Consider the following 26,789-nt stretch of genomic DNA (forward strand, 5'->3'; position numbering starts at 1 on the left):
ACCGCCACCGGTCCGGCTACCTCTGCGTCGGCTTGCCGAGCCCGTTGCGATAGACCATGAGCTTCGCGTCGGGCGCCTCGTAGTAGTGCGGCACCTTGTAGGCGATCGTCGCGAAGTCGAGCGTCCCGTCGCCGTTGAAGTCCGCGGCGATGACCCGTGCCGCGGATTCGGTGGCGACCCGCCATTTCAGGAAGGCGCCGTTACGGACGTCGATCGCCTTGTACAGGAAGACGCCTTGCCAGGGCGCCGGACCGCGCAGTCCGATAAGGAACTCGTCATCGCCGTCGCCGTCGAAATCGGCGCACAGCACGGAATGACCGGTGCCTTCGCCGTTCTCATTCGGTTCACCGAAGACGTCGAGCAGCACCCGGCGCCAGCCGCTGGCTTCTTCCGCAGCGCCGTCGCGTACGTATACCGCCACGCTGTTGCCGTGGTACGGCTCGATCGCGGCGACGTAGGCCATCGGGTCGTCGCCGATCCGCCCGGAGTCGACGTCACCGCTGCCCTTGAACCCGGTCCGCTCGAACACGCCGAGCTCGCCCGCGCCGATGAGCTCACGCCGCCAGGCCTGCGTGGTCTGGTCGAAGTAGAGCCACGTCACGCCCTCGTCCGAGGCGAGCAGCAGCGAGTCCAGGTCCGAGTCCGGAATGAGCCCGGACTTGCGGGTCGCGCCGTGGATCATCCGGAAATGTGTGTCGTCGATGACGGTCATCGGCCACGGCCCGGTAGAGCGGGGATCCTCCGGCTGCGTGAACATCACCACCGGCAGCAGCGCGTGGACGCCCTCCATGGCGACGATGGGCAAGCCGATGATCTCCCACCGGTCCGTCCGGCTGAAGTGGCCGACGCGCAGCCGGTGCATACCGACCGTGTTGCCGATGTAGTGCCGCTGCCAGGTCCTGCCCTCCCGCAGTCCCTCGGGGCCGGGATGCTCCAACCAGTCGATCTTGCCGCCCTCGGCATTGGGGTGGTGGATCGTCCCACCGGGCCCGTACAGCTCGTAGCAGGCGATGATGTCGGGGGTGCCGGTGCCGGTGAGGTCGGCGACGTCCAGCCCGACCGGCATGTGCACCTTGTTGACGGCGAGGTTGCGGGCCCAGTCGTCGTTGCGGTACCAGGCGATCTCGCCGAGGGTGAGACCGCATCCGATGAGGTCCGGCAGCCCGTCACCGTCGACGTCGGCGGCCTCGAGCCAGTACCCGTCGCGCAACTGATCGGCGACGACCTCTGCAGTGAACTGCGGCTTCGGGAAATGTCCGGCGACCGAAGCGGTCATGAACGATTCTCCTGTCTCGTGGTGTGCGGTGGGGTCGAGGTCAGGCGACGTGGGCCAGGGAGCTGACCGGGCTCAGCGCGGCGCGGTGCAGCCCCGAGATGAACGGAGAGGCGGCCGGCCCCACGCCGAAGAAGTGCCCCATGGCGTCCAGCACCCGCTCGGTGGCGTAGCCGTCGCCGTAGGGGTTGACGGCCTCCGCCATCCCGGCGTAGGCGACCGGGTCGTTGATCAGCCGCGTCACCTCGCGCACGATTCCGGCCCGGGTACGTCCCACCAGCCGGGCCGTGCCCGCTCGGACAGCCTCCGGCCGCTCGGTGACGTCCCGCAGCACGAGGGTGGGCTTGCCTAGAGCCGGCCCCTCCTCCTCCGCGCCGCTGCTGTCCGAGACGATGATGTCGCTGCGCCGCATGAGGCGGCAGAACTGCAGGTACGGCAACGGGTCCACGACCGTGATGTGCGGGTGTTCGCCGATGATGGGCAGCATCACGTCGCGCACCGCCGGATTGCGGTGCAGCGGCACGACGACCCGTACGTCCTCGAGATCCGCCACATCGCACAGGGCTTTGGCGATCTCGGGCAGCGGTTTGCCCCAGGACTCCCGTCGGTGCGCCGAGGCCAGCACCACCCAACCCGGCTCACGGTCGAGGTCGAGCAGCGGTTCGTCCGTCTCCTCGGCCGGACCGAGTTCGGCGGACCAGCGGAGGGCGTCGATGACAGTGTTGCCGGTGACCACGATCGTGGACTCGTCGATGCCTTCGCGGATCAGGTTGGCGGCGTTGCCGGGAGTCGGTGCCAGGTGCAGCGCGGCGATCTGGCCGACGAGCCGCCGGTTGGACTCCTCCGGAAAGGGCGAGTGGGCGTCACCGCTGCGCAGTCCCGCCTCCACATGGATGACGGGGATCCGGTGCTGGTGCCCGGAGATCGCCCCGGCGAGCGTGGTGGCGGTGTCCCCGTGCACCATGACCGCGTCCGGGGCGAGGTCGGGCAGCAGCCCCACCAGTCCCTGGATGACGCGGTAGGTCACCTCGGACAACGACTGCCTCGGCGCCATGATGTCCAGGTCCACGTCCGGGGTGATCCCGAAGACCTGCAAGGTTTCGTCGAGCATCTGCCGGTGCTGGCCGGTGGACACCACGACCGGGTGGAACCGTGGGTCGTCGCGCATGGCGCGGATCACCGGGGCGACCTTGATGGCTTCGGGCCGCGTTCCGAGAACGACGGCGACTTTTTTCTTCTGCATGGTTTCTCCCGTCAGGGCGAGCAACTGATGGGTGGACGGGCGCCACGACATGTCGTCACGGCTGGACGGACAGCGTGTGGCGGAAGATGTTCCGCGGGTCCCACCGCCGCTTCGCCTGCTGCAGGCGCGGGTAGTTGCCGCGGTAGTAGAGCAGCGGCCACGGCACACCCGAGGAGTTGTGCGCCGGGTCGGCGACGTCGTTGTCCGGGTAGTTGATGTAGCAGCCCTCGTAGGCGTCGCCCGGGACCGGAACCCCACCCGTGGTGGCGAAGAACTCCTGGTAGATGTCCCGTGCCCAGCCGACGTAGAAGTCGTCGTCGGCCGGGTCCGGCCAGAACGTCTGGAAGCACATCTTGAAGATCGAGCTGCGCTGAGCGTTCGCGGTCGCGCCCGCATCGACCGCATTCACCTTCCCGCCGAACGAGAACAGCACCAGCATGGTGTCGGGATTGTGGAAATCGTCGCGGGTCATGTGCCGGAAGAGCGTGCGGGCCTGCGCATCGGTGAAGTTCTGCTTCATGTACGCCGACTTGTGCACGCCCCGCGAGGTCGGGTTGGTGATGGTCGGATTGTTGGTGCCGACCAGGCGCGTGGCCTGCAGCCAGGGCAACCGGCGCGGTGTGGCGAACTCCGGCAGCGCGGGCAGCTCGCCCATCGGCCGCGCCGCGGGCTGGGGGGTCACGCCGACCCCGGCGGTGATGGCGCGCAGGTAGTCGTCCAGCAGCTCGGCGGCGCGCGGGACGGCGGCGTCGATCTGGGTGAACATGCCGAGGCTGCCGTGCGCCCGGTGGCTCACGTTGAACAGGCTGCTCAGCGGCGCGTACGGCGAGTCCGGGGCGCTGTTGCGGGCATGCCATTCGCCGAAGTTGCGCAGGAGGCGGACGAACTTGCTCTCGTCGAGCTGGTCCCAGGGGAACTCCACCGCGCTGACCAATACTTCGGACGGTGCGGCCACCAGCTGTGCCGACGGCTCGTGGCCCTTGGCACCCGGGGACCGGAACCAGTACCGGGTGACCACGCCGAAGTTGCCGCCCCCGCCACCGGTGTGCGCCCACCACAGTTCGCGGTTGGGGTCGTCGGCCTCCCGCGTGGCGCGGACCGCCCGGGCCTTACCGGCGCGGTCGACGACGACGACCTCGACGGCGTAGAGATGGTCGACCACCAGCCCGTGCGCTCGCGACAGCAGGCCGTATCCACCGCCGGCGATGTGCCCTCCGGCGCCGACGCTGTAGCAGATGCCGCCGGGGACCGTCACCCCCCAGCCTTTGTAGAGGGACTCGTAGACGTTCATCAGCCGAGCCCCGGGATCGACGAAGAAGGCCCGCAGGGCCGGGTCGTATCCCACCGCGACCAGCTCGGACAGGTCGAGGATGACCTCCACCTGGTCGTTGCAGACGAAGTCGGAGAAGCAGTGGCCGCCGCTGCGGACCGAGATGCGCTTACCGCTGTCCACGGCGTCCTGCACGGCGCGGACGGCGTCCGGTGTCGACCGGATCATCTTGACGTAGTCCGGCCGGGCGACGAAGCGCTGGTTGTTGCCGGTGGTCAGGTCGGCGTAGCGGGGATCCCGAGCGGTGATGACGGCGCCGCGCGGCGCCGTCGCACCCGCTGCGGTGGCGGGCGCCTGGGTGAGCAGTTCACCGCCCAGCACGGCCGCGCCGACCGCTGCGGTCCCGGTCAGAAATACACGCCGATTCGATTCGATCACGATAGCTCTTCCCCCATCGATATGCGGTTTCTGCGGTTTCGAACTGCGCCACCACATCGCGGACCTGCCGGTTGACGGCGCCCAGAACGCGTGGGAAATTGCGGTATGGGCTGACCGTTGAAAGACTGACAGAGTCTGTCCACTGTGGTCAATTGATATATCGGTGAAGATCGGTGAGGAAGGCCACAAATGGAAATGATCGTATTACTTGTTGCCTGGTCACGCGGGCCGGATTTCGGCGAACGAAATCGTCACTGGTGGGCCGCCGGCCGCCAGTGACGAATTGCCCGAATCGATTGTCCGGTGGTCGTTACAACTGACGAAGTGCGCCGCCGTCCACCGACCACTCGGGGAGCGAGAACTGCACCGCGAGCTGATCGGCGAAACCACCCGGAGCGTCCCACAGACGGGTCCGCGTCGGTCCCGGCAGGATTGCGTTGGAACGGACCCCCTGGCTTCCACCGTTATGCAACAACGACGGGAGGGCCGCCCTGGACATCCTCACCAGAGCATGGCAATTGAGGTCGAACGTCGCCTGCCATTTTTTCTCGGCGATGTCGAGAAATTGCACTGGAGATCCAAGACGCATTCCTGCCCCGTACATGCGGATAATTAGGAGTCAGCTGGCCGGGCCCATCCCCGGCCGGGCCCGCGGCGGTCGCGCGGGCTCAGCTGGCGGCCGGGGCGCCCGAGCGCGCGGAGGTGGCACCTTTCACCGGGCGAGTGCCGCCCGGGGCGCCCCGTTGGGCCGACGCCTTCAGCAGCTCCAGCGCAGCTGCATGACTCGAACCGGGCACGGCGGTGTAGGTCAGCAGCCGGTGCCCGTCGTCCTCCGGCAGGTGCAGAACCTCGTAGTCCAACTCCAGGTCACCGATCACCGGATGGTGCAGGTACTTGGTGCCGGCGCCGCAGACCTGCACCGGGTGCTTCGCCCAGCAGGCCGCGAACTCCGGACTCTTGACGATCAGCTCACCGATGAGAGCGGTGAGGAAAGCGTCGTCGGAATACCGCCCGGCGGCGACCCGCAGGGACGCGACCGCGCGGCTGGCTTCCTCGTCCCAGCGCCGGTAGAGCTCCCGGGTGTGCGGATCGAGGAAGAGCATGCGCGTCAGATTCGGCCGGTCCGCCGCGCGGCGCGGGGCGCCTCGGTCGTAGTGGCCCGCGAAAAGCAGGTGGCCGAGCTCGTTCCAGGCCAGCACCTCGCTGCGTCGCCCCAGCACGATGGCTGGTACGTCCTTCATGGCGGTGATCAGCTTCTCGATGCCGGGGCGCGCCGTCTCGGCCCGTTGCGCGCGGCGCCGCTTCGCCGGGCGAGGCCGGGCCAGCTCATGCAGATAGGTGCGCTCATCCTCCGAGAGGGCGAGTGCACGGGCGATGGCCTCGATCACCGATTCGGACGCGTTGGTGCTCTGCCCCTGCTCCAGGCGGGTGTAGTAGATGGGACTGACGCCGGCCAGCTGCGCGAGCTCCTCCCGCCGCAGCCCGGGCACCCGGCGTGCCCCGTACGAAACCAATCCGACATCCTCTGGCCGCAACCGGGCACGACGACTTCGAAGAAAGTCTGCCAGCTCGCCCCGACCCCCGTGGTCACTGTGCATGGCCCCAGCATGCCCATCGGTGCCGTCCGCTGCCTGTCCCTGCCAGTACCAGTCTGGCGCCGCGTAGTCCGCGCAGAGGTATGGCTGTCCCTACACGCGCAGGTCGACAGTGTTCTCCGGCGGAGGTCACCGCCACCCCCTGGACGATGTGGAGGTCATCACGTTGACACGCATGGACTCGGTCACCGAGGACGGCGACCAGAGGCGGACCACCAGTATAAGCGGCCGTGACCGCCTCATCTTGGCCGTACTGCTGACGGCGAGCTTCACCCTGGCCGTGGACTTCTCCATTCTCAACGTCGCGCTGCCGGTGATCGGCGCGGAGGTCGGCTTCGCCCTGTCCGACCTGCAGTGGATCGCCACCTCCTTCGCGCTCTGCGCGGCCGGGTTCACCCTGCTGTTCGGCCGCGTCGCCGACATCTTCGGCCGGCGTCGGCTGTTCCTGGCCGGGATCGCCCTGCTCGGTATCTCCTCGCTGGCCGGCGGCCTGGCCACCGACCCGGCCGTCCTGCTCACCGCCCGGGTGGCGCAAGGGCTGGCCACCGCCGCGGTCACCCCCGCCGCGCTGTCGTTGCTGACCACGTCGTTCCCGGAAGGATCACTGCGGGAGCGGGCACTCGGCCTCAACGGCGCGCTGATGGCGGCCGGCTTCACCACCGGCGCCATCCTGGGCGGCGTCGTCACCGATCTGCTGAGCTGGCGCTGGGCGTTCTTCATCAACGTCGCCGTTGCCGTCGCCGTGCTGGTGGTCGCGCCCGCGGTGCTGCGCGAGAACCGGACCGAACAGCGGCCCCGCTTGGACGTGCCGGGCGCGGTGACGGTCTCCGCCGGGCTGCTGGCCGTCGTGTACGGCCTCACCAGCGCCGGCGAACACGGCTGGACGGACATTCGCACCTGGGCCGGCCTGGTTGCCGGCATCGTGCTGCTGCTGGCGTTCGTCGGCATCGAGCGCCGCGTCGCCGAGCCGCTGGTGCCGGTACGCATCCTGCGCAAACGCAGCGTCTCCTGGGGCAACGGCGCCGGCGTCCTGGCGTTCGCCACCGAAACGTCCCTCGTCTTCCTGCTCACCCTCTACCTGCAGAAAGTCCTCGGGTTCTCCCCGTTGGCCGCCGGGCTGTCGTTCGCGGTACTCGGCCTCGGCACCGTGCTCGGTGGCATCCTCGGGCCCAAGGTGATCGCCCGCCTCGGCAACCCGCCGCGTGCCCTGGCGCTCGGCATGGCCGTGCAGACCGCCGCGACGCTGGTGCTGGTCTTGCTCGGCGACTCCCGGGGCTGGATGCCGCTGCTGCTGGTCGCCACGTTCGTCGGCGGCGTCGCCAACCTCGTCGCCATCGTGGGGTTCATGGTCACCGCGACTTCCGGGCTGCCCGACCACGAGCAGGGTCTCGCGGCCGGGCTGGCGACCATGAGTCAGCAGATCGGCATCACCATGGGCATCCCCGTGATGTCCGCGATCGTGGGAGCCAGGCTCGCCTCGCTGGGCGCCGAGACCCCCGAGACCATCCTCACCGCCATCCGGACCGCCATCGGCGCCAACGCGGCGCTCTGCGCGGCCACCGCGATCGCCGTGTCGATCTTCCTGCGCTCCCCCCGGCCGGTCACCGCGCCGGCGACCGGGAATTGACATGGCCATGTCCGACCACTCCGTCCGCCGCGAACCGCGCAGGTCCGGCACGTGTGACGTCAGCTGGTACACGACACAGGTGAGTGGCCCAGGAGCGGACGTGCCCGTCCGCATCCTGCGGCCCACCGGCCCTCGCAACGGCTGGACGGTGTGGGCCCACGGCGGAAGCTGGCATCACGGGTCCGCACTGGCCTGGCATCATGCCTGCGCTGACCTCGCCGTCGTCGCGAGAACCACCGTGGTCAGCGTGGACTACCGGCTCGCCCCCGAGCACCCGCATCCCGCGGCTCTCGAGGACTTCCTCGCCGCCGTGGCCTGGGCGCAGGAGCAGGCCGCGAGTGAAGCCACCGAGGTTGCCGTCGGCGGCGACAGCGCGGGCGGCACCATCGCCGCGTGTGCCGCCTTGGTCCTGCGGGACCGGGGCGCGCACCTCGCGGCCCAGGTCCTCGCGTATCCGCCGATCGACCCGCAGTGCCGGGCGGACTCCTACCATCGTGATCCCTGCGCGTTCCCCTCGGCCGGTGCGCTCACCGCCGCCTGGCGTGGCTACCGGGGGGACCGCCCGGACGATTCCGGCGGGCTGTACAGCACCCCGATGGCGGCCGCCGACTTCGCGGGCGCCGCCCCGGCCATAATCGCGGTCGGCGAACTGGATCCCGTCATCGACGACGTCCGCGACTACCGGTGCAGGCTGCAGGCCGCCGGCGTGCCCGTGCGCTACCTCGAGCTTCCCCGGAGGGCGCACGGCGCGTTCCTGGAAGCCGTCCCGGCCCGCCTGACCCGGCGCGGCGTTCCCTCGCTGCGGTTCTGTCTGGGTCGGGCCCTGGCCCAGGCGTTCGCGAAGCGGACCGGTGTCACTCGCCCACCACAGCAAAGGACATTCTCATGACCGGAACGCATGCACGCACCCACCCCTACGAGGCGTTGCTGCGCCACTTCGCCGACCTGCGGGACGGAACCCACGGCACAGCTGTCGACCGGGCCGGAAAGGAGCGGTTATTCACCACGGCGGTGGAGCTGCTCGATCCCGCCGCCCGGCAGGTGCTCGACGAGGCCAACCGGTTCCTGCTGCTCGGCAGCGGCCTGGTCGCGGCGACCGGCGTACGGACCGATGCCGACGGCCTGTCCGCACAATGGACGCTGAGCTGGCCGCAACAACGAGCCACCGGGCTGCCCGCTCTGGGCCTCGTCGCCCACTACGGCCGCGGCTTCCACCATCCCCACCTGCGCGGCGTCACGGTACGCGACTGGCCGATGAACGTGTTCTCCGCCGCCGACGCGTCCGACCAGATCCCGACCCTGCGTGCCATCGTCGCGGCAGACCTGCACAACCTGGTGTTCCAGCGCGACTTCCGTATCGTGCCGGCCACCACCCGCGGATGACCGGGAGCAGACCGTGACCCTCACCCTCTCCGTCCTGGACCAGTCCCCCGTCGCGGACGGCACCGACGCCGCCCAGGCAGTCCGCGACACGGTCCGGCTGGCCCGTGCCGTCGATCCACTGGGCTACCGCCGGTACTGGGTGGCCGAACATCACGGCAGCGCGACCTTCGCCGGCACGTCGCCCGCCGTACAGGCCGCCGTGCTGCTGCAGCACACCCGACATTTGCGGATCGGCACGGGGGGCGTGTTACTGCCCCGCCACGACCCCGTCCAGGTCGCCGAGACGTTCCACCTGCTCGCCGATCTCCACCCGGGTCGGGTCGACCTCGGCCTCGGCCGTGCCGGCGGCCCGGCGTTCACGTTTCCCGAGAAGGTGGAACTGCTCCGCCGCAGCCTCGCCCTGCTGCGGCGCGCCCGTGGGACCGGCACCGGGCCCGGCCTCTGGCTGCTGGGCAGTGGGACCACAGCGGCGAAGCTGGCCGGGCAGCACGGCATCGGCTACTGCGCCGGTCATTTCCTCAGTCCCGAGGCGAGCGGCCCGGCGCTGGCCGGTGTCCGGGCCGCGAACAGCGCCGCGCCGCTGATCCTCGCGGTGCGCGTCTTCGTGGCGACGACCACCGACCGCGCGCAGGCGCAGGCCGCGGACTACCTGCTCTGGCGCAGCCGCAAGGACCTGGGCGCGCAGGAGCCGCTCCCGCGTTCGGGCCAAGCCGCGCGGCACCGGTGGAGCGCCGCGGAATGCGAGCGTGCCGAGCAGAATCGTCGGGCGATAGTCGTGGGCGACCCCGACGAGGTTAGCCACCAGCTCACGGGATTGGCCGACAGACTCGGCGTCGACGAGGTCATGGTCAACACCCTGCTCCCGGATCTCGCTGACCGTGTGCAGACCTATGAGCTGCTGGCCGGGGCGTTCCGCCTGCGCCACCGCAGCGCTGATGACATCGACGGCCGACTACAGGATGAGTACGGGTCCAGAACACGCTGACGCCGGCAGGGTGGCGGCTGAAGTCAGGTGTTGTCGGGTTGATGGGCTTCTGTCAGGTCACGCCTGGGGTGAGGGCTCGTCGACGCTGTCGACGAAACTCAGTATTGGCCGAGGAACTGCTGTTCGCGGCCCGCCGGCAGCAGTTCGGGGATGCCCGGGGCGGCGAGCACGCCGATGTGCCAGGCGCCCTCGTGAGTGACGTCGGCCAGTGCCTCCAGGCCGAATCCAGGCAAGCCCATCTGATGGCGATGATCAGACCTGACCGATCACTCGAAGTCGCAGCCCGGGTTGGGATCGTCCTCGGAGAACGGGCTTCCCTTGGGCAGGACGTAGAGCACGTCGAGCACGACCTTGGTGTCGCCGAGATTGCGTCCGATGTGGACGTGGTCCGCGCCGGCGGGCTCGAACACGAAGGATCCGGCCGGATGGACGCCAATACGCTGGCAATCCGCGCCGAAGCGGCTGAGCGTGCCGGACTTGACCGTGGCGTACAGGTTGCCGTCGTGGTGGTGCCAGCCGGTGGACGTGTGCGGCGGGAGGGTGATCTCCCGCAGGGTGTAGTCGGTGTTACCGACCGTCTTCTGCCAGATGATTGTGCCGACCACACCGGGGCTGGGCGGGGTGGCGTTGGCGGCGGTCCCCACGAGGGACACGGCCACACCCATGACCACCGCGGCCGTACGGAAAATGTGCTTTGTTCTCAACGCACCAATTCCCTTTCAATGAGTGCCTGATATGGCAAAGGGTCTATAACCCTGCCGGGAGAGCCGCCTCTTCCATTTAGGACTGTGCCGTCGCGCAGAGCATCATATTTGGTGACTACCCGGAGCCGGCTAGGGCGAAGTTGACATCATCGCAGCTGATGGGGCAGTCCCGGTGTTCCACCAGCGCCGACGTGAAACCGGGCGCCGGGATGCCCGGGCGCGCCGAGCTTGCCACCACCCAGCGCCACGCGTCTTGGGCCCATGTGAGCGCGAGCCGCCGTCGAGCCGGGCTTCTACGACGCTGGCCCGCGCGCGGACTGAGCCCGGCGGAAGGCACCGGGTGCCATGCCGTACTTCCGGCGGAAGGCGCCGGCCAGCGCCGACTCGGTGGAGTACCCGGTGCGGCGGGCGATCGCCGCGAGCGGCGCGTCGGTCTCCCGGAGCAGGCGGGCGGCGTGGCCGAGCCGGTGGGTGAGCAGGTAGTCCGCCGGGGGGCGGCCGACCGCCGACGTGAAGCGGCGCGTGAAGGTGGCCCGGGACATGCCGGCCGCCCGGCTCAACTCCTGCACCGTCCAGCGGGTGTCCGGGTTGGCGTCGATCGCCCGTACGGCCGCGGTGATCTTCGGGTCGGGGGTCGGGACCTGGTCCGTCGCCGCCAGCCACCGGCCGAGGGCACTCGCGAGCATGAGGTCGAGCAGCGCATGGCGGGCTGCGTCAACGACCAGTCCCGCCGCCTGCTGCTCGTCGAGCAGGGCAGCCACCGGGTCGAGCGGGCCGGCCGCCGGAACCACGATCGGGTCGGGCAGGGCGGCCAGATAGGGGTGCACGTCCTGGCCCGGGTGCAGGCGGTACGCGCCGCAGAGGAACTCGAAGCCGTCGGCCGCGGGTGCCGGCTCGTCGGTCCCCAGCGCGACCGGCGGCAGGCCCCGCAGCGGTCGGGGGCGGGAGGCGAGCCCATGGTCAACGCCGGAGGTGATCAGCACGACGTCGCCCGGATTGAGCTCGACCGGCGGCCGGGCCTCGGTCAGAAGCCAGCCGGTGCCCCGGAGCACGACGTGAAAACCGCTGCCGGTCAGCCCTGCGTAGCTCAAGCCCCACGGGTCGGCCATCCGAAAGCGTCGCACCGTGCCACGGCCCACCCGTAGCGCGGCGATTGCCTGGCTTATCCCATCCACCGGCGTCATGCTACAAACACGCATCTACCCGCGCCACGGAAGCATATTCGCCTCGCCGGGGAGGCGATTGGCTGGCGGCATGTGGGACTGCGTAATCATCGGGGCGGGCGCGGCCGGGCTCAGCGCCGGGCTGACACTCGGGCGGGCTCGGCGTACGACCCTGGTCGTCGACTCAGGCCGACCGAGCAATGTGGTCGCCCGCGCCATCGGCGGCCTGCTCGGGCACGACGGGCGACCACCGCTGGAGTACTACGCCCTGACCCGTGCGGAACTGGCTGCCTACCCCTCGGTCGAGCTTGCCGACGGGGAAATCACGGCGGCGGACCGGCAACCCGACGGCACGTACGCGGTGATCCTCGCCGACGGGCGCCGGGAGCAGACCCGCACCCTCCTGCTGGCAGCCGGGATGGACTATCGGTATCCGCCCGTTCCGGGGCTGGCCGAACGGTGGGGCGGCGACGTGTTCCACTGCCCGTTCTGCCACGGATGGGAGGTGCGCGACCGGCCGATGGCCGTCCTGGCCGCGGGGGCGGTCGGCCTGCACGGCGCTCTGAACCTGCGCGCCTACACCGACGACATCACGTTGCTGACCAACGGCGCCGAGCTTTCCGGGGCCCAGCGGGACCAGTTGGCCGCTGCCGGTGTCAAGTGGAACGAGCGCCCCCTCGCCACTGTCGAGGGCGCCGGCTCCCGGCTGCGCGCGGTCACCTTCGCCGACGGCACCGAACTCGCCGTCTCGGCCATGCTGGTCAAGGCCTTCCTCCACCAGCGGTCGACCCTGGCCCGTGACCTCGGCGCCACGGTGTCCATGTCGGACGAGAACCTCGGCGTCGAGGCGATCGCCGTCGACCCGATGTTCCGCACCGGGGTTCCGGGGCTCTTCGCGGCCGGCGACGCCGCCACCTCCGTTCCGCCGTCGATGGCGGCGGCCGTGGCCTCGGGCTACCTGGCGGGCGCGGGCGCCGCCGTGCAGCTGGCCGCCGGATACTGACGGGCACGGCAGCGGTTGTGCCGGTGCCGCGGCGCCATCACGACACGGTACGGGCGTATACGCCCGCGCTGAAGCCGAAGGCGTTCCGGAAGTGCCGGTTGAGCTGACTCTGATCGAAATACCCCAGACGCGCCGCCACGTCGGCCACCGGCAGACCCTGGGCCAGCAGCGACCGGGCACTGGCCAGCCGCAACATGGTGCGGTAGCGATGCGGTGGAACCCCGTAAGACCGGCGGAAGCTGCGGACCAGATGATGCCGGCCGCACCCGGCCACCGCCGCCAACTCGTCCAAGCCGACATTGCTGTCCAGCCGATCAGCGAGGATCTGACGAACCTTCCGCAGGCCGGCGGGGCGATGCTCATCGATGGCGGCACCGGCGGCGTTCCCGTACCGGCTCACCATCGTGCCCAGCAGATCGGCAACCATCGATCGCAGCATCCCGGCGCCCAGCCCACTGGTCAAGCCGAGATGCAGTGCCTTGAACTCGGTGCACAGCTCCTTGTCGACGTATCGAAGGCAATCGAATCGAGGCATACGCCCACCGGCGGCGACATCCTGCAACACCTGCGAGTCGAGCAAGGTGAAGGTCGTGAAATCCGCGCAGCCCGCTTCGAGCGACAACGACTGGACAACCTCATCCGGCTCCACCACCATGATCGTTCCGGCGGCGGCCGGCGGATGCTCAAGACCCCGATATCGTACGGGCGGCAGCGCGCCACCGTAGGCAACGGTGAAGGTGTACCCCCGGCTCAGGACGAACTCAGGGTGCCGGTAGCCGACCCCATGTACCGACAGGAGCTCGATCCACGGGAGTTCCTTCGGCCGCCACCTCCACTCCCGGAAAGCGACCGCCCCCGCAGCAACAAGTGTCATCGTGACCCCTCCGCCTAAGTCAGAAGCCGGTACGCAGCAGTGACGACCCAGTCCCTTATGGATGCAGCCAACCGCCGCTCAGGCGTCACCGCCATGCTGCGGCGGCGCAGACAGGTGCGCGTTTGACGCACAGGTGCTGCAGCCGCCAGGCGATCGGGCAGGCCGACGTCCGGGACCGCCGGAACGGCTCGTACCGGTCCGCGGCTGATCAGCCGGATGTTTCTGTCATACGTCCCGGGTGGAGCGCCAGATGCCCAGGCCGACCGCGGCCGCGAGGTACAGCGCGAGGTCCAGGTACGCCAGGCCGAGCGACGGCAATCGCGGCTTGGCGGCGACGGCGTGGACCTGGGCCACCACGTCGCCGGCGTTGGACAGCAGCAGCCGCGACGGCAGGTAGGACCAGCCCTCCACGGCCTTGGCGGCGCCGTAGGCGAGAAACACCACCGCGATCAGTGCCGCCGTGGCGGCAGCCGGGTTGCGCAGAAACGCGCCGAGTCCGAGGCCGACCATCGTGACGACGCACAGGTACAGGCCGGCGCCGGCCACCGATCGCAGCACGCCGGGAGCGCCCAGACCGACGTCCAGGTGCTTGCCGTGCAGGATCGCCTGACCGAGCAGGTAGCTGCCGAAGGCCAGCGCCTCGCCGGCGAGCAACGACACGGCGTACACGGTGGCCGCCTTCGCCGCGAACACGACGGCCCGGCGGGGCTGCGCGGTAAGGGCCGCGACAATGGTGCCGCTGCTGTACTCCGAGGTCACCGCGAGCACGCCGAGGACGCCGAGAGCCAGTTGGGCGAAGGTCAGCCCGGCGAACGCGCTGGCGAGCGGGTCGAACGCGGCCCGGTCGGCGGCGGGCATGGTTGCCCAGCCGCGTACGGTGCTGATCGTGTCGGCGAGGCCCAGCCCGAACGTCAGGGTGACGGCGACGCCTAGCGCCACCCACGTCGAGCGCACCGACCACAGCTTGCTCCATTCCGCGCGTACCGCCCTCATCGCACACCGCCGCGGTAGGTCACGACGCCCGCCGTGCAGGCGAAGTAGGCGTCCTCGAGGCTGGCGTGGCCGCGGCTGAACGCCTGCACCGTGTCGTCGGCGAGCAGCCGTCCGCCGCCGATGACCAGCAGCCGGTCGGCGACCAGCGCGAGTTCGCTGATGAGGTGACTGGACACCAGCACGGTGCGGCCCTCACCGGCCAGCCCTCGCATCAGCCCGCGGATCCAGTGCACGCCCTCCGGGTCCAAGCCGTTGACCGGCTCGTCGAGCACCAGCGTCGCGGGATCGCCAAGCAGCGCGGCCGCGATCGCCAGCCGTTGCCGCATGCCGAGGGAGAAACCGCGCACCCGCCGGTGCGCGACCGTGGTCAAGCCGGCCGTCTCGAGAACCGCGTCGATTCTGCGCCGTCCAAGACCGTTGGCAGCCGCGAGCCAGTGCAGGTGGCGGTACGCGGTGCGCCCACCGTGCAGGCCGGCCGCATCGACGAGCGCGCCGACCTCGCGCAGTGGCTCCCGCAGGTCGTGGTAGGGCCGGCCGTTCACCAACGCACGCCCAGCGGTCGGCGTGGTCAGGGCGAGCAGCATGCGGATGGTGGTGGACTTGCCGGCGCCGTTCGGGCCGAGGAAACCGGTGACGCTGCCGGGCCGTACGGCGAAGGTCAGGTCTTCGACGGCGTTCCGGGCGCCGTACCGCTTCGTGAGCCGATGCACTTCGATCATGTCGTCGACTGTGCGGCCGCAGGGCCGGCGGCCGCGTCCGGCCGCGGGCATATGCCTGCAGGCAGACGACGTGCGGGCCGGCCGCCCGTACGCTTGACCATCGTGCCGACCGAACCTCGCGCCCCGCTGTGGCACCGGATCAGTCCGGCGCACTGGCTGCTGCTCGACGGGCTCGTCGCCGCCGCCTTCGGCCTGTTCACCTTCGGCATCCTCGGCGCCCGGGAAAGCAACCACGCACTTGCCGTCGCGGCGACCGGTCTCGCCGCTGCGGCGTTACCCGCCGCCCGCCGGTGGCCGTTGGTAGCGGCCGCCGGCGCGCTCGCGGTGTTCTGGCTGTCACCGATCTCCCCGCGATACGCCTGGATCGCGCTCGTCCCGCTCGCGTACGCGCTGCTGCGGTGCGCGGAACGGCACCGTCCGACGGTCGCCGGCGCCGCGCTCGCGGCCGGTTTGACCGGGCCGATGGCGAGCGCGCTGCCGTCGTTGCGGCATCCGGGCGGAATCGTGCCGTTCGCGCTCGTGCTCACGGTCGCCTGGACGGTGGGCGTTGCCCTGCGCCAGCGGCGCCGCTACGGCGAGGAGTTGGTGCGGCAAGAAGCGCGGCGCGCCGAGGACCGCGCCGCGCGCGAGCGATCCCGCATCGCCCGCGAGTTGCACGATGTCGTCGCGCACGGCATGACCGTCATCACGGTGCAGGCCACCTACGGGCGGCTCGTCGTGCGGGAGCGCCCGACCGAGGCGGCCGCCGCGCTGGCGGCCATCGAGACGACCAGCCGGCAGTCCCTGGCCGAGCTGCGCCGGCTGCTGGGGGTGCTGCGCGCCGCCGAGCCCGGCCCGGTCGACGGTGAACCGGCTCCGGGCCTGGCCGATCTGCCGCGGTTGGTGGCGCACACGGAGCAGGCGGGAGTGCGGGTCGACGTCTCGGTGACCGGCGACGCGTACGAGCTCGGTCCGGGATTGGACCTGTGCGCGTATCGCATCGTGCAGGAGGCGTTGACCAACGTCGTCAAGCACGCCGGCACCGACACTGCCCGCGTCACCGTGGAACACCGGCCGGACGCCGTCGTCGTGGACATCGTCGACGGTGGGCGCGGCGGCGACATCCGGCAGGAGGGACACGGGCTCACCGGGATGCGGGAACGCGTCGCGCTCTACGGCGGCACCCTGATGGCGGGCCCCCTGCCGGGCGGCGGCTTCCGGGTCCGCGCCACGCTGCCGACACGCACGGACGAAGCGTCGTGACCATCCGCGTCGTCATCGCCGACGACCAGGCGCTCATCCGTACCGGCCTGCGCGGCATCGTCGAGACCGCCGACGATCTCACCGTCGTCGGCGAGGCGGCGACCGGCGCGAGCGCCGTCGACGAGGTGCTGCGGCTGGAGCCCGACGTCGTGCTGATGGACATCCGCATGCCCGAGCTCGACGGCATCGCCGCCACCGAACGGCTCACCGCCACCGGATGCGCATCCCGGGTGCTGATCCTGACCACCTTCGATCTCGACGAGTACGTGTACGGGGCGCTGCGCGCCGGGGCCAGCGGCTTCCTGCTCAAAGACGCGCCACCGGCCGACCTGCACACCGCCATCCGGGTCGTCGCCGCCGGCGATGCCCTCCTGGCCCCCAAGATCACCCGCCGGCTGATCGCCGCCTTCACCGGCGGCGCTGTCCCCGGCACGCCCCCAGCGCGGGAGCTGGACGTGCTGACCGGCCGGGAGCGGCAGGTGCTAGGGCTGGTCGCCGACGGGCTCACCAACGCGGAGATCGGCGAACGCCTGTTCATCACGCCCGGCACGGCCAAGGTCCACGTCGCGCGGCTGCTGTACAAGCTCGGCGCCCGGGACCGCGTCCAGCTCGTCATCATCGCCCACCGGGCCGGGCTGCCACCAACCATCTGAGCCGCATCCGGTGTGCACGGACCTCACCGGTCAACCATGCTGAACATCTGGCCACCGTCCCCGCGCCCCATCGCCCACCGCAACAGCGCGGAACGCCACGATGGCCAGGCGAACGCGATCTGCCGGGTCTCAGCGGCGGAGGTCCGTCTCGAACAGAGCGCGCTGGTCGCGGACGTAAGCCACGTCACCGAGATAGAAACGATCGTGCCCGTCGGCGATGTGGCCGGCGAACGCCGCGTTCCCGGCGGCGGCCGCCGGCGTGCATGAAGTCGACCAGGGCGTTCAGTCGTGCTGCCACGGCGTCGATCAGGCCCGCCCGGCCCGCGTCGTCCAGGCCGTACCGGTCGCAGAAGATCCGCAGCCGCGCGGCCTGCTCCTGAGTCGCGCCGAAACCGTCCGCGTTGCCGGGCACGGTCAGCGGCACCCACCGGTACGCCGCGTACGCCACATCCCACAGCCGGGGGCCGGGGTGCGCGAAGTCGAAGTCGATGATGCCGGCTACCCGGTTGCCGTCGAGCACGCAGTTGTGCGGTGCGAAGTCGCCGTGGCAGATGACCTCGACCGGCTCGCGGGCCGGTGCCTGCCATCCATCGCGCGGCGCAGTGGTGGCGTACGCAGCCGTGGCGTCGTGATAGTCCCGCAACAGCGCGGCAGCGCTCTCCAGCGCCTCGGGCGAGGCGGCGGCCGGTGTGGCCGGATAGTTCGACACCTCGCCGGGCAGGAAGTCGAGGATCTCGAAGCCGTCCGGCGTCACCTCGTGCACCCGCGGCGCGCCGCGGAACCCGGCGGCCTCGAGATACCGGAGCAGGTCGTGGACCTGGGGTGACCAAGGCCCGGTCGGGCGGCGCACCCGGTTTCCGATACGCACCACCTCGTTGATCCCGCCGGCCAAGGACTCGCGATCATCCCCGTTTCCGACGGACACCCGCGCGGTGCTGCCGGACGCCGGCGGCACGCGACCTTCCCGGCCCTGGCCGTCGAGGCGGCCGGCGAGGGATTTCTTCGCCGCGGGCCAGTCGTCGTCGAGCATCGCGTACAGCACGGTGTCCCGCCAGGAGCCGTCGGCGCGGCGCCGGTGCTTGCGCAGCACGCCCTCGCGGACGGCGCCGAGCCGCTCGATCGCCGCCTGCGCCCGGGTGTTGCGGATATCGGTGACCCAGGCGACCCGGACCGCGCCGAGGGTCTCGAACGCGTAGCTCATGAGCAGCAGCTTGGCTTCGGCGTTCAGGCCGCTGCCCCACCAGCGTCGCCCGAGCCAGGTGTAGCCGATCGTCACCGACCGCTGCACCGGGTCGAGGTCGGCCAGCGAGGTGGTGCCGACGAACTCTCCGGTGCGCGCGTCGAGTTGCGCGTACGCCAGCCGCTGGCCGCGCGCTCGGGCAGCCAGCGCGGCGGTGATGTGCCGGCCCGCGTCCTCGACCGTGACGGGTGCGGTGAGCGCCCCGCCGGGCGGGCTCTGCCAGCGGAAGATCTCCGCGCTCTGCGCCGGGCTGCCGGCCGCGGCGAGGTACCCGGGCGCGTGCTCGATCCGCAGAGGTTCCAGCTGCACGAGCCGTCCGGACAACACCGGCATCGCATACCACAGAGCGTCATCGGTCACCCCGGCATGATTGCGTACGGGTATGGCCGCCGCGTACCGGTTTTCCCGCCCGAACAACAACGGCGCGAGCAGCGATGACGAGGCGCAAACTCGGAGGGCCGGCCGGCTACGGCGTTCGGGCGCCGACCGGCTCGGCGGCCCGGCGGGCGGTCGCTGCTCCCCGGACCAGCTGCACCACGAGCGTCGCGACCAGTGCGATGACGAACGCGGCGCCGGTGCCGAGCGGCACGACCAGGACGGCCACCAGGAAGCAGAAGACCGAGAAACCAAGAAGCCCGCGCGGTACCCCGTGCAGCACCCGCACCGCCCCGGCGGCGCCGAGCTGGGCGTGCGCGAACGCGGCGACCACGCTGGTCGCGATCGGGAACGGTGCCAGCACCCCGGTCAGGCCCGGCCCCACCGCCGTGGCGGCCGCGGTCACGGCCAGCACCAGTACCGCCGTCGCAGCGGCCCGCGCCGGCAGATCCCACCACGGCCAGACGACCCCGCCGTCGGCGTCGGGCGGGTCGGCGGGCAGCAACCTGGTCACCGCCCAGCCCACCACCAGCACCACCGCTAGACCCCGCCGCGGGCCGAGCGGCAGCCGGGACAGAGCGAGATCCAGCAGCAGGCAACTCGCCCAGGCGATCAGCAGCGTCGGCATCCAGCCGAGCCGGCGCGACAGCCACGCGTACGCCAGCGCGAACCACGCCAGCGACACCAGGCCGAGCAGGGCGGCGGCCGCCGCCCGCGACCCGAACCGGGCGCCCTGCTCCAGACAGGTGATCAGCAGGATCGGCCCGGCCACGATCGGCAGGGCCACCAGCATGCCCGAGACCTGCTGGCCCCACCGGCGCCCCGCCAGCGACGACGCGACCACCAAAGCCGGAGCCAGCAACAGCTTGAGCGCGATCGTCACCGCAGCATCTTAGTGAAACCCGCAGTGGCGCCGTCGCGTTGAGGGCGGCGGCATCGGTGATCAGCGTCGCGGTGCTCGGGCGGCCGCGAGTTGGCGTACTGCGTTGCGGTCGAGCTTGCCGGAGCCGGTGAGCGGTAGCTGGTCGACCTGCTTGTAGCGGTCCGGAACCATGTACCGCGGCAAGGTGGTCATGGCATGGGGGCGCAGTTCGTCGGCGAGTTTGGCCGGCACCGGCTCCGTCGGAACCACGCACGCCACCAGGAACTGCGCGCCGCCGGAGGTGGTGGTCACCGTGACGGCAACGTCCCGGACTGCCGGGTGGGTACGCAGCGCGGCTTCGATCTCCCCCAGTTCGATCCGGAATCCCCGCAGCTTGATCTGTGCGTCGTTGCGGCCGAGGAACTCGAGTGAGCCGTCCGGGAGGCGGCGGGCCAGGTCGCCGGTCCGGTAGTAGCGGCGCGGGCCCGCCGCGGTGTCGCGGGTGACGAACCGCTCGCCGGTGAGTTCCGGCCGGTTCAGGTAGCCGACAGCCACCGCCTCGCCGCCGATCAGCATCTCGCCGGCTTCACCCTCGGGCACCGGCGCCAGGTTCTCGTCGCAGAGCTCGATGGTGGTGTTGGCCAGACCGTGCCCGATCGGCGATCGGACGCTGCCCTCGAAGTCCGCGTCGGTCAGGATCCGGTGGGTGGCGTACACGGTGGTCTCGGTCGGGCCGTACATGTTGACCGGGATGATCGGCCCGCCGGTGAAGGCCTTGCGGAAGCCGGCGATCACGTCCAGGTCGACGCTCTCGCCGGCGAAGACCAGGTAGCGCAGTGCCAGTGCGGGACGGCCGGCGTCCTCGTAGGCGAGCGCGAGGGATCGGAAGACCGACGGTACCTGGCCGAGAACGGTGACTTCGCTGGTGCGCAGCAGGTTCAGGAATTCGGCCGGCGACTGGGCGGCTTCCTGCGGCACGACCACCGCGGTGGCGCCAGTGCTCATGGACGCCCAGAACTCCCACACCGACACGTCGAAGCTGAAGGAGTGGAACAGCGCCCACCGGTCCAGCGGTCCGACCTCGAACAGTGGCAGTGCGGCCCGCAGCAGGGAGAGCACATTGCCGTGTGACACGAGGCAGCCCTTGGGCCGGCCGGTCGATCCGGAGGTGTAGATGACGTAGGCGACGTCGGCCGGTCCGGCGGACACGACAGCCGGTTCGCCACCATCGGCGTCGGCGGTGGGGTCCAGCAGGGCGCCGGGCGCGAAGCCGACCAGGTCGGCGTCCTCGGGGCGGCCGACAACGGTACGGATCTCGGCGTCGCCGACGATGTAGCGCAGCCGGTCGGCGGGGTAGCCGGGGTCGAGCGGCACGTACGCCGCGCCGGCCTTGAGCACGGCGAGGATTCCGACCGGGATCTGTGCGGAGCGGCCCAGGAGCAGGCCGACGCGGTCACCGGGTCGCACACCGGTCGCTTGCAGGCGGGCGGCCAGCCGGTCCGAGGCGGCGTCGAGTTCCCGATAGCTCAGGGTGGTGTCGCCGTCGGTGATGGCGACGTGGTCCGGGCGCTGTCGAGCCACCTCCTGGAACAGGTGGGTGAGGCTGTTGGCGTTCGCAATCATGGGTGTCCTTCGAGCTGCGTTCAGGCGGTCAGGTCAGCGACGTGGCGGATCAGGTCGGTGAAGGTGTCGGCGAGGGCATGGGTGAAGGTGTCGGCGATCGCGGCAGGGTTGGCGGTGAGCACGAGCCGCAGGCCTGTCTCGTGCGGCCACACTTCGGTCTGCAGTTCGGTCGGTACGCCGAGGTAGGGCTGGCGGACGAAGGTGGCGTCCGCACCGTGCAGCGCAAGGTGCGGGGCGTCGTTGTTCTGGACGGCGAAGATCGTCTGGAACAGCGGGGCGCGGGCCGTACGGGGTGGGTTGAGCTCGCGTACCAGGTCCGGGATGCTGGCGTCCTGATCGCGCAGGGCTTCGCCGATCAGGTCGGTGGCCGCGGCCAGCGCGGCGTGGTCGCTGCCCAGCGCCGCGCCCCGTAGCCGGACACAGGCCATGGTGATGTGGCAGCCGACCGCATCCTCCAGACGAGCGTCGATCCGCTGGGCGACGGGTACGCCGACGCCGAAGTCACGGCTGCCGGTCCGGGTCGCCAGGGCCCGCCCGTAGAGCCAGAGCAGCAGCTGGAACGGCGTCCGCCCGAGCCGATCGGCGGTCTTCTCCACCGCGGCCGCGTCGTCCGGACCGATCTCGCGGACGAGGTGGGTCAGCTCGCCGCCCGGCGCGGTGGCCCCCGCCGGGAAGGGCATGTCGGGCAGCCCTCGTAGCGCGGTCACCCGGCGCTCGACCTGGGCCTCCAGGTCCACCGCGGCGCGGTGCGCCGACCGCAGGAGATGCACCGTGGCCAGGTCGGCTCCTGGTGCCCAGCGGGGCTTCTGGCCGGTCAGGCGGGCGTTGTACGCGGTTGCCAGGTCGGTCGCGAGCACAGACTCGGACCAGCCGTCGAAGGCGATGTGGTGCACGACGTACCCGAAAATCGTGGTCCGGGTGCCGGCGACCGGGGCGAGCACGGCGCGCCAGAGCAGGCCGTCGACCGGTGAGAACGGGCCAGCCAGTGCCGCCCGCAGCGAGGTCACCGCTGCTTCTGTGCTGTCGGCCGAGGGCAGCATGATCGGCTCCGGCGGTGGTGCCTGGCCGGGAACCCGGAACAGCCGGCCGCGCTGGTGCCCGTATTCGGCGTGCAGCGCCGGGTGCCGGGCGTGAACATCGGCAATCGCCGCGCTCAGTGCCGCCGGGTCGAGGTCGCCGGTGATGATCCAGGTACCCAGGCAGTGTGCGCCGCGGCTCGCGGGATCGAGCAGAGACTGGGTGAGGAAGGAGCTTTCGGTGGCCGACAGCGGGAACCGGTCCGGAGCCGGCTCAGGCACGCTGGTCTGGTCGCCGGCGGTGGCTCGCAGGTGGGCAGCCAGCGCGCGGGCCGTCGGGTGCTCGGTCAGTGCGGTCACCGGGACGGGCCGGTCCAGCCGGGCCGCGAGGCGGGCGCACACGCGCACCGCGGCGAGTGAGGAGCCACCGAGGTCGGCGAAGGTGTGATCCGGTGGCCCCTGGTGGCCGAGCACGTCGGCGAAGGTGTCCATTACCTGCTGGGTCAGGGCGTCCACCGGGCCGGTCGGGGGCGCGGCGACCGGCTCGGCAAGCGGGCCGCGCGGGGCCAGTTCGAGCAGGGCACGCTCGTCGAGCTTGCCGTTCGCGGTCAGTGGGAAGCCGTCGACGCTGACCACCATGGCAGGCCGGTGGTAGGTGACCAGCTCGCGTGCCAGGATCTCTGCCGCATCGGACAACGGGTCGCCTGCCTGCAGCGGAATGCAGAAGGCGAGCAGGCCCTGCACGGCGCCCTGGTCGTCGCTCTGCGCGACGACGGCGCATCGGCGGACCGGCAGGCACGCTTCGATCTGACGCTCCACCTCGGCGGGTTCGATCCGGTGTCCACGGATCTTCACCTGCCGGTCGGCGCGGCCTCGATAGTGCAGCAGCCCGGTCTCGTCGCGGACGGCGATGTCGCCGGTGCGGTAGACGCGGACGGCGATTCCGTTCAGGACGATGTCGGGGAACTTCTCCGCGGTCTGCTCGGGCAATCCGAGGTATCCCGCCGCCAGGCCGTCGCCGGAGATGCACAGCTCGCCTGGCTCGCCGGGCGCGCACGGCCGGTCACCGTCGAGGATGTGCAGGCCGGTGCGCGGTACCGCTCGCCCGATCGGGATGCCGGCGGGCAAGTCACAGTCCTGCGGCCGGATGCGGTGTGTGGTGGCGAAGACGGTGCTCTCCACCGGGCCGTACCCGTTGATGAGGGCGGTCTGCGGGTAGGCGGCGAGGAATCGGCGTACGTGCGGCGGCGACAGCCGTTCTCCGCCGATCATCAGTTGGCCGATGCCGCCGAAGGCGCCCAGGTCCTCGTCGACGATGGTGTTGAACAGCCCGCTGGTCAGCCAGACGGTGTTGACGCCGTGCCGGCCGACGCCGTCGCGCAGCGCCTGCGGTGTCAGGAACGGTTCCTCGACGAGGACCGCGCATCCGCCGTTGACCAGCGCCGCCCAGATCTCCAGCGAGAAACCGTCCCACGGGGTCGGTGCCGCGACCGGGATGACGGTGCCGGCGTCGAAGGCGGCGAAGGTGTCCGCGGCGAACAGTCGCAGCGTGCCCTGGTGCGGGCTGAGCACGCCCTTGGGGCGGCCGGTGGTGCCCGAGGTGAAGAAGACACAGGCCACCGCGTCAGCTGCGCCCGGCTCCGCCGCCGCTGCTTCGTCGCCGGCGGCGTCCGCGGCTGCTTGTTCGCAGGCGGGCGCGATCCAGGTGGGAACGCCCAGGGGTGCCGGCCGGCTGGTGACCGCCGCCTTCGGGCGCAGTTGATCGAGCACGTCGGTGATCCGGGCGGCGGGCCAGTCGACGTCGAGGTTGGCGTAGGCGGCGCCGGTCTTGAGTACGCCCAGCATCGCGGCGATCAGCTCCGGGCTGCGGGGCAGCAGCACGGGTACCAGGTCGCCCGGTCCGACCTCGTACTTGCGCAGATGGTGGGCGTAGGTGGTGGCGGCGCGGTCGAGTTGGCGGTAGGTGATGCGCCGATCTCCGTGGATCAGTGCCACCGACGAGCCCGCCGAGGCCGCGATGGCTTCCACCACGCCATGCAGTGTTTCCGGCATTCTGATCTCCTAGGCGAAGGAATCCGCGGTCGACGGTGTGGCCGCGGTCCGCCGCAGTGCTGCTGCGGTGAGCGGCGGGCAGAGCAGCCCCGCAATCAGCAGGACGGCGGCGAGCAGCAGCCAGCCCGAGCGTCCGTGGTTGATCGCCAGGATGGTGACCAAGTATGGGCCGGCGGTCTGTTGCAGACCCCGCCCGAGCGCGAAGACGCCCTGGTACTCGCCCTGCCGGCCGGGCGGCGGCAGATGCAACGACAGGCCCCAGGAGCCGGCGGACTGGCCGAGCTCGCCCATGACCAGCACGACCGTCCCGATCAGCAGGATGATCGTGGCCGGGACCGGCGCCAGGTGCCCGGTGAACGCGAAGATCGCGCAGCAGGCGGCCAGCAGCGCGCCGGCCCGGCGCAGCATCCGCGCGGACCCGGTCGCGGTCTCGGCGCCCCGGCTCATCGCGACCTGGAAGGCGATGACCAGGACGGTGTCCAGAACGAGCAGGGCCGCGGTGACCCAGCGCGGCGCGGACGTACCGTGCACGATCCACAGTGGCAGCGCCACGGTGAGGATCGGCTGATAGAGCTCGACCACACCACTGAGCAGGGCGAGTCCGACGAACCGCGCGTCGCGCAGGCCCGACCGCGATGGCTTCTCCGAGGGCTTCGTGGCCACCGCCGCCGGTCGGGTGCCAGGTGTGCGCCAGGTGATGGCGGCGCAGCCGGCGTGGGCGACCGCGGTGAGCAGCAGCACCGCGAGGAACGCCGTCCTGGTGCCGACCGCCAGCGCGGCGCCGGCGATGCCGGCGCCGGCCATGAAGCCGACGTTGAACAGGCTGCGCATTTGCGCCGCCACCCGGACCCGCTGATCGGTCTCGAACAGCGCGTGCGTGAGCGTCATCCGCAGGGGGTGCGACGAGGTCTCGAACACCGAGATCAGCGAAGCCACGACCACGAACCCGGCGAAATTCGTGACCACACTGTACGAGGCGAACAGCACCGCCAGGGCAACGTACGTGACCAGCAGCGGCAGGCGGGCACCGAACCGGTCCGCGGCGCGGCCGATCGGTACCGTGCACACCAGGCCGGCCAGGCCCGCCACCGACAGGCCGAGGCCGATCCGCCCGGCGCTGAGCCCGACCTCGCGGCTGAAGAAGATCGCGCCCGAGCTGAGGAAGAGCCCGAATCCGAGTGCTTGGACGGTGGTCAGGACCGCCAGGCGCCGGGCCGGCCCCGGCTCGGGTACGAGATCGCGTGCCCAGTCCCGGATGGCGTTCCCGGCTCGGCGGTCGTTCACGCTGGCGTGCTCCTCGTCAGTCATCGGTCGCCGGTCTCAGCCCTGGTAGGCGGCGAGCTTCTTCGCCACGATGTCGGCGAACGTCTCGTGCTTGAGCAGCGAGAGCGTGTTGGGGACATCGACCGTGTGCACCTCGGCACGCGGCGCCACCCGGTCCCAGCGGGCAGCCTCGTTGTCGGCGTTCTCGGCGAGCTGGAACACGGTCAGGTCACCCTGGTACGGCCGCGGCTCGTAGTGCTCCTGTGCGAAGATTCCGGCCGCCCACACCGCCTGCCGCCAGTACAGCTCCTCGGGCTGCTGGTCGTCGTCGAGCCAGGCCACCTCGACCATTCCCCGCATCAGGGCGGCCTGCTGCTCCTGCAGGTCGGTCAGCTCGAAGCGGCCGCGCAGGGCGGCGAGGCGGAAGTTGTACAGCTCCCGCAGACCCCAGCCCGGGTCCATCTCCGTAGAGCCCGGCGGCATGGTGTTGGCGATGACAAGCGCGGCGACCTGGTCGCCGTCCGCGTCGAGCTGGCGAGCGATCTCGTAGGCGATCCGGCCCCCGGCGCACGGCCCGACGAACAGATACGGGCCTTCCGGCTGGACGGTGCGGATGTCGCGCAGGTAGCGGGCGGCCATCTCGACCAGCGACAGCGGCGGCCGTTCGCGGTCGGCCAGGCCGACCGACTGGATGCCGTAAACCGGCCGCTGCCCACGGAACGCGTCGACCAGCGGGCTCAGGAACCCGACGTTGCCGGTTCCCCAGTGGAAGCAGAACACGGGGGTGCCCTGGCCCTCGGCGGCCAGCGTCACCAGCGTCGAGGCGCCCGGCGCGGCGTCGGCGCTCAGGCCGGTGGCCCACACCTCGCCGAATTCCGTATCGCTGCCGGCTCGGGCGCCGGCTCCGGGCTGGAGCGCGGCGGCGATCGCGGCCGGGGTCTTGTGGTTGTAGATCTGGTCGGCGGTCAGCTCGAGGCCGTGCCGGCGCGCGTCGGCGACCACGTTGACGATCAGCAGCGAGTAGCCACCGAGGTCGAAGAAGTCGTCGTCGGGCTCGACGTCGACATCGAGCAGCTCGGACCAGATGTCGCAGAGGATCGCGACGGCATCGACGTTCTCAGGCATGGAAAATCCTTTCGAGGACAGCAGAAACCGGCCTGCCGACCGAAACCGGATCAGGACAGGGATGATGC

Annotated in this window: 24 protein-coding genes; 7 read left to right on the forward strand and 17 right to left on the reverse strand. The window is 71.0% G+C overall.

Annotation, left to right across the window (positions count from 1 at the left end; genetic code table 11):
- Positions 1–16: 16 nt before the first annotated feature.
- The 5 genes from ODJ79_RS38625 to ODJ79_RS38645 all read right to left on the reverse strand — a co-directional run bounded on the left by ODJ79_RS38625 (position 17) and on the right by ODJ79_RS38645 (position 5,822).
- On the reverse strand, positions 17–1,276 hold the full coding sequence (locus ODJ79_RS38625; RefSeq protein WP_263028655.1) for an FG-GAP repeat domain-containing protein: 1,260 nt from the start codon (positions 1,274–1,276) through the stop codon (positions 17–19).
- A gap of 40 nt (positions 1,277–1,316) precedes the next feature.
- Positions 1,317–2,516 carry a non-hydrolyzing UDP-N-acetylglucosamine 2-epimerase gene (wecB, locus tag ODJ79_RS38630; protein WP_263028656.1) on the reverse strand — a complete coding sequence of 400 codons (1,200 nt, stop codon included), beginning with the start codon at positions 2,514–2,516 and terminating at the stop codon, positions 1,317–1,319.
- 55 nt (positions 2,517–2,571) lie between these two features.
- Complete coding sequence (locus ODJ79_RS38635; protein ID WP_263028657.1) at positions 2,572–4,224, reverse strand: FAD-dependent oxidoreductase; 1,653 nt, start codon at positions 4,222–4,224, stop codon at positions 2,572–2,574.
- 310 nt (positions 4,225–4,534) lie between these two features.
- Positions 4,535–4,795, reverse strand: a complete 261-nt coding sequence (locus ODJ79_RS38640) for an SDR family oxidoreductase (RefSeq protein WP_263028658.1) — start codon at positions 4,793–4,795, stop codon at positions 4,535–4,537.
- Between the two features lie 97 nt (positions 4,796–4,892).
- Positions 4,893–5,822 carry a helix-turn-helix transcriptional regulator gene (locus ODJ79_RS38645; protein ID WP_263028659.1) on the reverse strand — a complete coding sequence of 310 codons (930 nt, stop codon included), beginning with the start codon at positions 5,820–5,822 and terminating at the stop codon, positions 4,893–4,895.
- A 241-nt stretch (positions 5,823–6,063) separates the two neighbouring features.
- Between ODJ79_RS38645 and ODJ79_RS38650 the strand changes: the two genes are divergently transcribed.
- From ODJ79_RS38650 to ODJ79_RS38665, 4 genes are all read left to right on the forward strand, one after another.
- Entirely contained in the window at positions 6,064–7,446 is a 1,383-nt protein-coding gene (locus ODJ79_RS38650; protein ID WP_263028660.1) for an MFS transporter, read from the forward strand.
- Between the two features lie 100 nt (positions 7,447–7,546).
- Positions 7,547–8,335, forward strand: coding sequence for an alpha/beta hydrolase (locus ODJ79_RS38655; RefSeq protein ID WP_263028661.1), 789 nt, complete (start codon positions 7,547–7,549; stop codon positions 8,333–8,335).
- A complete protein-coding gene (locus ODJ79_RS38660; protein ID WP_263028662.1) occupies positions 8,332–8,829 on the forward strand; it encodes a hypothetical protein in 498 nt (165 codons plus the stop codon). The genes ODJ79_RS38655 and ODJ79_RS38660 overlap by 4 nt, the downstream gene beginning before the upstream one ends.
- A 13-nt stretch (positions 8,830–8,842) precedes the next feature.
- Positions 8,843–9,814 carry an LLM class flavin-dependent oxidoreductase gene (locus ODJ79_RS38665; protein WP_263028663.1) on the forward strand — a complete coding sequence of 324 codons (972 nt, stop codon included), beginning with the start codon at positions 8,843–8,845 and terminating at the stop codon, positions 9,812–9,814.
- 98 nt (positions 9,815–9,912) lie between these two features.
- Here ODJ79_RS38665 and ODJ79_RS38670 read toward each other — a convergent pair whose 3' ends face one another.
- The 3 genes from ODJ79_RS38670 to ODJ79_RS38680 form a co-directional block, all read right to left on the reverse strand.
- Complete coding sequence (locus ODJ79_RS38670; RefSeq protein WP_263028664.1) at positions 9,913–10,053, reverse strand: hypothetical protein; 141 nt, start codon at positions 10,051–10,053, stop codon at positions 9,913–9,915.
- 27 nt (positions 10,054–10,080) lie between these two features.
- The gene (locus ODJ79_RS38675; RefSeq protein ID WP_263028665.1) at positions 10,081–10,467 is read right to left on the reverse strand and encodes a cupin domain-containing protein; all 387 of its coding nucleotides are present in this window, start codon (positions 10,465–10,467) and stop codon (positions 10,081–10,083) included.
- A 344-nt stretch (positions 10,468–10,811) separates the two neighbouring features.
- Complete coding sequence (locus tag ODJ79_RS38680; protein ID WP_317620742.1) at positions 10,812–11,717, reverse strand: AraC family transcriptional regulator; 906 nt, start codon at positions 11,715–11,717, stop codon at positions 10,812–10,814.
- Between the two features lie 55 nt (positions 11,718–11,772).
- Here ODJ79_RS38680 and ODJ79_RS38685 point away from each other — a divergent pair, with 55 nt between their 5' ends.
- The gene (locus tag ODJ79_RS38685; protein WP_263028667.1) at positions 11,773–12,684 is read left to right on the forward strand and encodes an NAD(P)/FAD-dependent oxidoreductase; all 912 of its coding nucleotides are present in this window, start codon (positions 11,773–11,775) and stop codon (positions 12,682–12,684) included.
- 37 nt (positions 12,685–12,721) lie between these two features.
- On the opposite strand, the gene ODJ79_RS38690 is transcribed toward ODJ79_RS38685, so the two are convergent.
- From ODJ79_RS38690 to ODJ79_RS38700, 3 genes are all read right to left on the reverse strand, one after another.
- Positions 12,722–13,558: a helix-turn-helix transcriptional regulator gene (locus ODJ79_RS38690; protein WP_263028668.1), complete on the reverse strand. Its 837-nt coding sequence runs from the start codon at positions 13,556–13,558 to the stop codon at positions 12,722–12,724.
- Positions 13,559–13,783: 225 nt separating this feature from the next.
- Complete coding sequence (locus tag ODJ79_RS38695; RefSeq protein WP_263028669.1) at positions 13,784–14,551, reverse strand: ABC transporter permease subunit; 768 nt, start codon at positions 14,549–14,551, stop codon at positions 13,784–13,786.
- Positions 14,548–15,270 carry an ABC transporter ATP-binding protein gene (locus ODJ79_RS38700; RefSeq protein WP_263028670.1) on the reverse strand — a complete coding sequence of 241 codons (723 nt, stop codon included), beginning with the start codon at positions 15,268–15,270 and terminating at the stop codon, positions 14,548–14,550. The genes ODJ79_RS38695 and ODJ79_RS38700 overlap by 4 nt, the downstream gene beginning before the upstream one ends.
- Positions 15,271–15,372: 102 nt before the next feature.
- Here ODJ79_RS38700 and ODJ79_RS38705 point away from each other — a divergent pair, with 102 nt between their 5' ends.
- Together ODJ79_RS38705 and ODJ79_RS38710 are read left to right on the forward strand one after the other, a co-directional pair.
- On the forward strand, positions 15,373–16,512 hold the full coding sequence (locus ODJ79_RS38705; RefSeq protein ID WP_263028671.1) for a sensor histidine kinase: 1,140 nt from the start codon (positions 15,373–15,375) through the stop codon (positions 16,510–16,512).
- Positions 16,509–17,165, forward strand: coding sequence for a response regulator (locus ODJ79_RS38710; protein ID WP_263028672.1), 657 nt, complete (start codon positions 16,509–16,511; stop codon positions 17,163–17,165). The genes ODJ79_RS38705 and ODJ79_RS38710 overlap by 4 nt, the downstream gene beginning before the upstream one ends.
- Before the next feature lie 184 nt (positions 17,166–17,349).
- On the opposite strand, the gene ODJ79_RS38715 is transcribed toward ODJ79_RS38710, so the two are convergent.
- From ODJ79_RS38715 to ODJ79_RS38740, 6 genes are all read right to left on the reverse strand, one after another.
- Positions 17,350–18,765 carry a GNAT family N-acetyltransferase gene (locus tag ODJ79_RS38715; protein ID WP_263028673.1) on the reverse strand — a complete coding sequence of 472 codons (1,416 nt, stop codon included), beginning with the start codon at positions 18,763–18,765 and terminating at the stop codon, positions 17,350–17,352.
- Between the two features lie 106 nt (positions 18,766–18,871).
- Complete coding sequence (locus ODJ79_RS38720) at positions 18,872–19,663, reverse strand: hypothetical protein (protein ID WP_263028674.1); 792 nt, start codon at positions 19,661–19,663, stop codon at positions 18,872–18,874.
- A gap of 60 nt (positions 19,664–19,723) precedes the next feature.
- Positions 19,724–21,265 (reverse strand): amino acid adenylation domain-containing protein, encoded by a 1,542-nt coding sequence (locus ODJ79_RS38725; RefSeq protein ID WP_263028675.1) that lies wholly within the window; start codon positions 21,263–21,265, stop codon positions 19,724–19,726.
- Positions 21,266–21,285: 20 nt separating this feature from the next.
- Entirely contained in the window at positions 21,286–24,333 is a 3,048-nt protein-coding gene (locus ODJ79_RS38730; protein WP_263028676.1) for an amino acid adenylation domain-containing protein, read from the reverse strand.
- A 9-nt stretch (positions 24,334–24,342) separates the two neighbouring features.
- Positions 24,343–25,641 (reverse strand): MFS transporter, encoded by a 1,299-nt coding sequence (locus ODJ79_RS38735; RefSeq protein ID WP_263028677.1) that lies wholly within the window; start codon positions 25,639–25,641, stop codon positions 24,343–24,345.
- Between the two features lie 12 nt (positions 25,642–25,653).
- Entirely contained in the window at positions 25,654–26,721 is a 1,068-nt protein-coding gene (locus ODJ79_RS38740; protein ID WP_263028678.1) for a thioesterase domain-containing protein, read from the reverse strand.
- Positions 26,722–26,789 lie beyond the last annotated feature (68 nt).

Source organism: Actinoplanes sp. KI2 (assembly GCF_025630775.1).
In the GTDB taxonomy this organism is placed as follows: domain Bacteria; phylum Actinomycetota; class Actinomycetes; order Mycobacteriales; family Micromonosporaceae; genus Actinoplanes.

Excerpts from the sequence above, each read along its gene's own strand:
- ODJ79_RS38700 (WP_263028670.1), bottom strand. The coding sequence starts at position 15,270 with ATGATCGAAGTGCATCGGCTCACGAAGCGGTACGGCGCCCGGAACGCC.
- ODJ79_RS38680 (WP_317620742.1), bottom strand. The coding sequence starts at position 11,717 with ATGCGTGTTTGTAGCATGACGCCGGTGGATGGGATAAGCCAGGCAATC.
- ODJ79_RS38740 (WP_263028678.1), bottom strand. The coding sequence starts at position 26,721 with ATGCCTGAGAACGTCGATGCCGTCGCGATCCTCTGCGACATCTGGTCC.
- ODJ79_RS38685 (WP_263028667.1), top strand. The coding sequence starts at position 11,773 with ATGTGGGACTGCGTAATCATCGGGGCGGGCGCGGCCGGGCTCAGCGCC.
- ODJ79_RS38670 (WP_263028664.1), bottom strand. The coding sequence starts at position 10,053 with ATGGGCTTGCCTGGATTCGGCCTGGAGGCACTGGCCGACGTCACTCAC.
- ODJ79_RS38695 (WP_263028669.1), bottom strand. The coding sequence starts at position 14,551 with ATGAGGGCGGTACGCGCGGAATGGAGCAAGCTGTGGTCGGTGCGCTCG.
- ODJ79_RS38660 (WP_263028662.1), top strand. The coding sequence starts at position 8,332 with ATGACCGGAACGCATGCACGCACCCACCCCTACGAGGCGTTGCTGCGC.
- ODJ79_RS38625 (WP_263028655.1), bottom strand. The coding sequence starts at position 1,276 with ATGACCGCTTCGGTCGCCGGACATTTCCCGAAGCCGCAGTTCACTGCA.
- ODJ79_RS38735 (WP_263028677.1), bottom strand. The coding sequence starts at position 25,641 with ATGACTGACGAGGAGCACGCCAGCGTGAACGACCGCCGAGCCGGGAAC.
- wecB (WP_263028656.1), bottom strand. The coding sequence starts at position 2,516 with ATGCAGAAGAAAAAAGTCGCCGTCGTTCTCGGAACGCGGCCCGAAGCC.
- ODJ79_RS38690 (WP_263028668.1), bottom strand. The coding sequence starts at position 13,558 with ATGACACTTGTTGCTGCGGGGGCGGTCGCTTTCCGGGAGTGGAGGTGG.
- ODJ79_RS38730 (WP_263028676.1), bottom strand. The coding sequence starts at position 24,333 with ATGCCGGAAACACTGCATGGCGTGGTGGAAGCCATCGCGGCCTCGGCG.
- ODJ79_RS38725 (WP_263028675.1), bottom strand. The coding sequence starts at position 21,265 with ATGATTGCGAACGCCAACAGCCTCACCCACCTGTTCCAGGAGGTGGCT.
- ODJ79_RS38645 (WP_263028659.1), bottom strand. The coding sequence starts at position 5,822 with ATGCACAGTGACCACGGGGGTCGGGGCGAGCTGGCAGACTTTCTTCGA.